The organism is Shewanella sp., from assembly GCF_041630135.1.
GTDB lineage: Bacteria > Pseudomonadota > Gammaproteobacteria > Enterobacterales > Shewanellaceae > Shewanella.
In genome coordinates, this window is record NZ_JBFKLW010000101.1 from 1 (window position 1) to 6,928 (window position 6,928).

At 51.0% G+C, this 6,928-nt stretch carries 5 protein-coding genes and 4 tRNA genes; 7 read left to right on the forward strand and 2 right to left on the reverse strand.

Annotation, left to right across the window (positions count from 1 at the left end; genetic code table 11):
• Positions 1 to 105: 105 nt before the first annotated feature.
• The 3 genes from ABYK60_RS17910 to ABYK60_RS17920 all read left to right on the forward strand — a co-directional run bounded on the left by ABYK60_RS17910 (position 106) and on the right by ABYK60_RS17920 (position 1,540).
• A tRNA-Tyr gene (locus ABYK60_RS17910) sits at positions 106 to 190 on the forward strand.
• Between the two features lie 27 nt (positions 191 to 217).
• A tRNA-Tyr gene (locus ABYK60_RS17915) sits at positions 218 to 302 on the forward strand.
• 167 nt (positions 303 to 469) lie between these two features.
• A complete protein-coding gene (locus tag ABYK60_RS17920) occupies positions 470 to 1,540 on the forward strand; it encodes a PLP-dependent cysteine synthase family protein (protein WP_372873364.1) in 1,071 nt (356 codons plus the stop codon).
• A gap of 73 nt (positions 1,541 to 1,613) precedes the next feature.
• Here the strand turns inward: ABYK60_RS17920 and queE are convergent, their stop codons facing one another.
• The gene (queE, locus tag ABYK60_RS17925; protein WP_372873368.1) at positions 1,614 to 2,315 is read right to left on the reverse strand and encodes a 7-carboxy-7-deazaguanine synthase QueE; all 702 of its coding nucleotides are present in this window, start codon (positions 2,313 to 2,315) and stop codon (positions 1,614 to 1,616) included.
• 170 nt (positions 2,316 to 2,485) lie between these two features.
• Between queE and queC the strand changes: the two genes are divergently transcribed.
• Positions 2,486 to 3,178, forward strand: a complete 693-nt coding sequence (gene queC, locus ABYK60_RS17930; protein ID WP_372873365.1) for a 7-cyano-7-deazaguanine synthase QueC — start codon at positions 2,486 to 2,488, stop codon at positions 3,176 to 3,178.
• Positions 3,175 to 3,792: a rhombosortase gene (rrtA, locus tag ABYK60_RS17935; RefSeq protein WP_372873366.1), complete on the forward strand. Its 618-nt coding sequence runs from the start codon at positions 3,175 to 3,177 to the stop codon at positions 3,790 to 3,792. The genes queC and rrtA overlap by 4 nt, the downstream gene beginning before the upstream one ends.
• Positions 3,793 to 3,925: 133 nt before the next feature.
• On the opposite strand, the gene uvrB is transcribed toward rrtA, so the two are convergent.
• On the reverse strand, positions 3,926 to 5,941 hold the full coding sequence (gene uvrB, locus ABYK60_RS17940; RefSeq protein ID WP_372873367.1) for an excinuclease ABC subunit UvrB: 2,016 nt from the start codon (positions 5,939 to 5,941) through the stop codon (positions 3,926 to 3,928).
• A gap of 781 nt (positions 5,942 to 6,722) precedes the next feature.
• Between uvrB and ABYK60_RS17945 the strand changes: the two genes are divergently transcribed.
• A tRNA-Asn gene (locus tag ABYK60_RS17945) sits at positions 6,723 to 6,798 on the forward strand.
• Positions 6,799 to 6,846: 48 nt separating this feature from the next.
• A tRNA-Asn gene (locus ABYK60_RS17950) sits at positions 6,847 to 6,922 on the forward strand.
• Positions 6,923 to 6,928: the final 6 nt, after the last annotated feature.

The window sequence follows — 6,928 nt, forward strand, 5'->3', positions numbered from 1 at the left end:
GGCCAAAGGGATCAGACTGTAAATCTGACGGCTCCGCCTTCGAAGGTTCGAATCCTTCTCCCTCCACCACTTCAGCAACGCAAAAAAGTAAAGCAAGAAACTCGTGGAGGGGTTCCCGAGTGGCCAAAGGGATCAGACTGTAAATCTGACGGCTCCGCCTTCGAAGGTTCGAATCCTTCTCCCTCCACCACTTGTTTCTTTCACTTTACGCCATGATGGAGGGGTTCCCGAGTGGCCAAAGGGATCAGACTGTAAATCTGACGGCTCCGCCTTCGAAGGTTCGAATCCTTCTCCCTCCACCATCTTCTCTGCCCTTTCGGGCAGCACTGACGTAACTCACCGCACTTCCTACAACATCCTGTAAACGCATTAATTTGTATCTACCTGAAACTGCTTTGATCCAGACGCTGTGAAAACAAGCTGATTTTGCATATTATCCAAGCACGTACCGCAAACCTCAGGACTCCCCATGAGCCTTCCCATTTGCACAAATTGGATTGCCAACGCCATTGGAAAAATTGAAGCCGACTTTCAGCGCAGCGCCGACACTCACCTCATCAAGCTGGAATTGTCGACGCTGGATGGCATCGACATCTATTTAAAAGACGAAAGCACCCATCCGACCGGTAGCCTCAAGCATCGTCTGGCCCGCTCATTATTTCTGTATGCCCTCTGTAATGGCTGGATTAAAGAAGGTACGACAGTCATTGAATCCTCCTCCGGCAGCACTGCAGTCTCGGAAGCTTACTTTGCCCGCCTGCTGGGTTTGCCATTTATTGCAGTCATGCCTAAAAGTACTGCCAAGCGCAAAATTGAACAAATTGAGTTCTATGGCGGCCGTTGCCATTTTGTAAGCCACTCCAGCGAAATCTATGCTGAGTCAGAAAGGCTCGCCAAAGAACTGAATGGTCATTACATGGATCAGTTCACCTACGCTGAACGAGCCACTGACTGGCGAGGTAACAACAACATCGCCAATTCAATTTTCAGCCAAATGGAGCGTGAACCCCACCCGATCCCCAGTTGGATTGTGATGAGTCCCGGCACCGGAGGTACTTCGGCAACCATAGGCCGTTACATCCGCTACCAGCGCCTCGCAACCAAGTTGCTGGTGGTCGACCCGCAGCACTCAGTATTTTATGACTACTTCAAAACAGGCAATGCCGCCATTACCTGTGAAAAAGGCAGCTGTATCGAAGGTATTGGCCGACCCAGAGTAGAACCATCATTTATTCCCGGGGTGGTGGATGAGATGGTCAAAGTACCGGACGTGGACTCCATTGCCACCATGTATTGGCTCGAATCGCTAATCGGGCGTAAAACCGGGCCTTCTACCGGCACCAATCTTTTTGGCGCACTGAAACTCGCTTCCCAAATGAAGGCGCGCGGCGAAACCGGCAGCATAGTCACGCTTATCTGCGACCCGGGCGAGCGTTATCTCGATACCTACTACAACAGCAGCTGGGTAAGCACCCATATTGGCGATATCACGCAAGCCAGTGCGGCGCTCACCGCCTTCGCTGAAAGTGGCAGACTGTGATTGCCTGATACCAATAAAAAAGCTCCCCCGGGAGCTTTTTTATTGGTACTAATGAAATGAGTGACTTGGGGAATCAATCAATATTCAAATACTTGTGGGTTTGAATAGACAGGCGCCAGTTGCGTGCAATGCAGGTTTTCATCGCCAATTCGGTGGCACGGGGCTTTTGGCTGATAGGCTGCAAACAAATGGTTTTGCCGCTGGTAGCTATGCCTTCGAGCAGCGCATCGAGTTCTTCAATATGCGCATCAGTGGCCACCGGATGCTTTATTTCGTTGGCTCGCTCAAGGGCTTGCTTCAGCACCGGATAACCACCTTTCATATTGACCTTGGGTGATACAGTCACATAGGTTCGGTCTGAGCAGCGCACCTCAAAGGTTCCGCTGGTTTCAATCTGGCAATGAAACCCAGCCGCTTCAAAGCCTAGGGTCAAATCGGTCAGATCGTGCATACAGGGTTCACCGCCGGTGATCACCACCAGTTTTGCGCTAAATCCCTTTTGCTTGAACGCCTCAATAAGCGATGCTGCCGTATGCATGGCCCAGCGGCCAATGCTGCCGTCCACCTGAATGACATCCGCAGCTGCGACCTTGTTTTGCTCCAGCAACTCCCAGGTTTGGGCGGTATCACACCAGGGGCAGGCAACCGGACAGCCCTGCAGTCGCACAAAGATAGCCGGCAGGCCCGTGTTACAACCTTCACCCTGAATGGTTTCAAATACTTCGTTGATGGGATACTCGCTCATCAGCACTCGCTCAGTTGGCGTCGCAGCCATGGCTGGTTGACGACGGACATTCAATTCGGCCGGCTGTTATAGAAGATTTCAGCCACGGATTCAAGGGAACTTTTCAACCACGACTGCGCGTCACTACGGCTAACTTTGATGCGGCACGGCTGCTGGGATACACTATATCCCCAAAAGTTTAACTCAGTATCGGTTTTTCCATGTCCAAAGCAGTTGTCGTTTTCAGTGGTGGTCAGGATTCCACTACCTGTCTGGTACAGGCTCTGTCGCAGTTTGATGAAGTCCATGCCATCACCTTCGATTATGGTCAGCGTCACAGTGAAGAAATTGAAGTGGCCAAAGCACTGGCAAGTGAGCTTGGCTGTGCGTCCCATAAAATCATGGACGTGTCTTTGCTGGGCGAGCTTGCCATCAGTGCCCTCACCCGCGATGCCATTCCTGTATCTCACGAACTGATGGAAAATGGCCTGCCCAATACCTTTGTGCCCGGTCGCAATATCCTGTTCTTAACCCTGGCTGGGATTTATGCCTATCAGCTTGGTGCTGATACTGTGATCACCGGTGTGTGTGAAACCGATTTTTCCGGTTATCCGGACTGCCGCAACGATTTTATCAAAGCCATGGAGCAGGCGCTCAATCTAGGCATGGACAAGCAGCTCGAAATTCGCACGCCGTTGATGTGGCTTAATAAGGCCGAAACCTGGGCGTTGGCTGACCGCTATGGAAAACTTGAGTTGGTGCGCAATCAAACACTGACCTGCTACAACGGCGTTCGTGGCGATGGTTGTGGCGACTGCCCTGCCTGTCACCTGCGTAAACGCGGCCTGGAGGACTACCTGAGTAATCGCGATGCGGTAAACACTGAGCTAACCAAGAAGACCACCACCAATTGAGTCCAATACCACTCTCAAATCTATTGCCATCGATAGATAAGCAACTGGTGATTGTTGGCGTGCTATTGTCCACGCTGTGCGCTGCGCTCTATTTATTGCCCCTTGACTCACTGCTTAACTGGCAACGAAGCCAGATTGGTGCAGGCGAATATTGGCGTCTTATCAGCGGCAATCTGCTGCACACCAATCACTGGCATTTGCTGATGAATCTGGCGGGTTTTTGGGTGATTTTAAGCCTGCACCATTTTCATTACCGAGCCGGTGGTCTGATATGGCTACTGTTGTTGCTGTGCTTTGGTGAGGGTATCGGCTTATACCTCTTTTACCCAAGCCTTCATGCTTATGTGGGCCTTAGCGGCATCCTGCACGGCCTGTTTGCCTTTGGAGCTGTGTTGGACATCAAGCGCGGGCTAAAGTCCGGCTGGCTACTGCTCATTGGCTTGTGCCTGAAAGTCGGCTACGAGCAAATGTATGGTGCCAGCAGTGATGTAGCAAGTCTCATTGGCGCACGGGTTGCTACCGAGTCACATTTGGTGGGTGCACTGGTTGGCACTGCGCTGGGCTTAGCATGTCTGCAGTTGCTGCAATTGAAACAGGCCAAGATATCTGGGTAAAGCTGCCACTTTTATCGAATACAGAAAACGCGCCTTAAGGCGCGTTTTTCATTATTAGGCATGCTGGCAGCAACTTAACTCTCTCAGAGCAGGCTCTGAGCTGCGCTAAGTGTTAGCCGGGATGAAAGATGACTCAGGCTTCCAGCAGTTGCTGACGAAGCCCATGGATCTCATCCCTGAGGGCTGCAGCCTGCTCAAACTCCAGATCCCGCGCATGTTGATGCATTCGTTTTTCGAGCGCATCTATGGTCACGGCAATCTGATGTGGATCTTGCTTCACCAAAGGCTTGGCACCGCTGGCTCGGGCAGAAGATTTCCCTGCGCCACGGCTTGGCGCAGACTTATCACCCACGTCCATCACGTCGGTAATTTTCTTGACCACACCGCGGGGGATAATGCCGTGCTCTTGGTTAAACTGCATCTGTTTGGTTCTGCGTCTGTCAGTTTCCGCCATTGCGCGGGCCATGGAGTCGGTGATGCGGTCGCCGTAAAGAATAACTTTGCCGTTCACGTTACGGGCGGCGCGGCCTATGGTCTGAATGAGCGAACGCTCAGAGCGCAAAAAGCCTTCTTTATCCGCATCGAGAATACACACCAGTGACACTTCCGGCATGTCGAGACCTTCCCGCAGCAGGTTGATACCAACCAGCACATCGAACACCCCCAGGCGCAAATCGCGAATGATCTCCATCCGCTCCACCGTATCAATGTCTGAGTGCAGGTAACGCACCTTCACACCATGTTCATCGAGGTAGTCAGTCAAATCTTCCGCCATACGTTTGGTAAGGGTAGTTACCAGCACCCGCTCGTTTACCTCCACCCGTTTGGCTACTTCAGACAGCAAGTCGTCAACCTGAATGGCAACAGGCCGAACCTCAAGCTCAGGATCAATAAGGCCAGTAGGACGCACCACCTGCTCGGCGATATCGTCACCACTTTTTTCAAGCTCATATTTGCCGGGTGTGGCCGAGACGAAAATGGTCTGTGGCATCAGCGCCTCAAACTCTTCAAACTTGAGTGGCCGGTTATCCAGCGCTGACGGCAAACGGAAGCCATACTCCACCAGAGTGGTTTTACGGGAACGGTCTCCCTTATACATGGCGCCAATTTGCGGCACCGTATTGTGGGATTCATCGATTATCATCAAACCGTCGGCAGGCAGATAGTCGAGCAGCGTTGGAGGCCCTTCCCCGGCACCTCGGCCGGAAAGGTAACGGGAGTAGTTTTCAATCCCGGAGCAATAACCCAGTTCGGTCATCATTTCCAAATCGTATTGAACCCGCTCAGTGATCCTTTGCTCTTCTATCAGTTTGTGGTTATCCAGAAACTGCTGTTTTCGTTCGCGAAGCTCAACCTTAATTTGATCTATTGCTTCAAGGATTTTTTCCCTCGGCGTCACATAATGAGTTTTTGGGTACACAGTGGCGCGGGCCAAACGCTTGGTCACCTGGCCGGTAAGGGGGTCGAATTCACTGATGCGCTCGATTTCATCATCGAACAGCTCAACCCGTATCGCATCGCGCTCAGAGTCTGCCGGGAAAATATCTATTACCTCGCCACGTACCCTGAAGGTACCACGCTGCAAATCAACATCGTTGCGGCTGTATTGCATCTCACTGAGGCGACGCAGAATATCCCGCTGCCCCATAAAGTCGCCCTGGCGCAAGTGCAGCAACATCTTCATATAGGAGTCAGGGTCACCGAGACCGTATATAGCCGATACAGAGGCAACGATAATTACGTCCCGGCGCTCAAGCAGCGCCTTGGTAGCAGACAGACGCATCTGTTCGATATGGGCGTTTACCGAGGCGTCTTTCTCGATAAAGGTGTTGGATGCTGGCACATAGGCTTCTGGCTGATAGTAGTCGTAGTAAGAAACGAAGTACTCAACGGCGTTATTGGGAAAGAATTCCTTCATCTCGCCATAAAGCTGCGCCGCCAATGTTTTGTTTGGCGCCATGATAATAGTCGGCCGTCCCATAGTGGCTATGACATTGGCTACGGTAAAGGTTTTGCCCGAGCCAGTTACCCCGAGCAAGGTTTGACAGGCAAGCCCTGACTCCAGGCCTTCAAGCAGCTTGGCGATGGCCTTGGGCTGGTCGCCGGCGGGAGCATAGTGGGAAGAAAGTTGAAAAACTTGTTCGGTCACGTGAAAGCCATCCTGTAATTCACCGGCCGATAGTGTAAACCAGCCCGCTGAGGTACACCACAGCGCGGGGCGTAACCAGCAACTGAGAGAGATGTTGATTCAGGTTGCAAACATGATTTCATACTGACGATGCCCCATATGAGTTTGTAATTCACTGTCAGACCGCTGAGATACAGAGGAATCACACTAACTGGCACATATGTACCACCCCCAAAGGTAAAATCATACACAAAGCAGATGATGTTCCGCGCTTACAATTTTGCAACGACTTCCAGGCGGCACTACAAAACAGAAAGAAAACACTTGACATTGATTTTATTGAATATTTTTATTTTCGAGCAATCCCGTACAATTTAACACAAATCCCACAACCATGCGGGTTTGCAGGGCCATTTTTACGATAGCCCACAGGCTTATCCACAGAATTTGTGGAAAAGTCTCGCAAAGCCAGACAGGCTCTGGGTTTGGTTCGAGTGTGCAAATTCGCCCTACTGTTGCAACTGTTTGTAATTAAACTACAGATGAAAGTCGGCTGCGGGATGCTTATCTGCATTCCTGTAGCACTGGATGACAAAAATTACGGCTGATATTTCACTTTACTGCGTTAAAACAGCCACTTGCTGTGTTAAATATGGGAAAAATGTCGAATTTCACATCAGGATGTGCATTAGATGAGCACTTAACAGCATAATCACACTTTTTTTGAAATCCGCCGTTGACTCATTCCGCCACCCGTTTTACTATGCGCTCCGTTCTCAGCGAGCAGTTGTTTTTCAACGATTCCCCTGTAGTTCAGTCGGTAGAACGGCGGACTGTTAATCCGTATGTCACTGGTTCAAGTCCAGTCAGGGGAGCCACTCACTGAAACACGCCTGTAAAGGCATGAAGTTATTCGCAAAATTTGTTCCCCTGTAGTTCAGTCGGTAGAACGGCGGACTGTTAATCCGTATGTCACTGGTTCAAGTCCAGTCAGGGGAGCCAACTTCA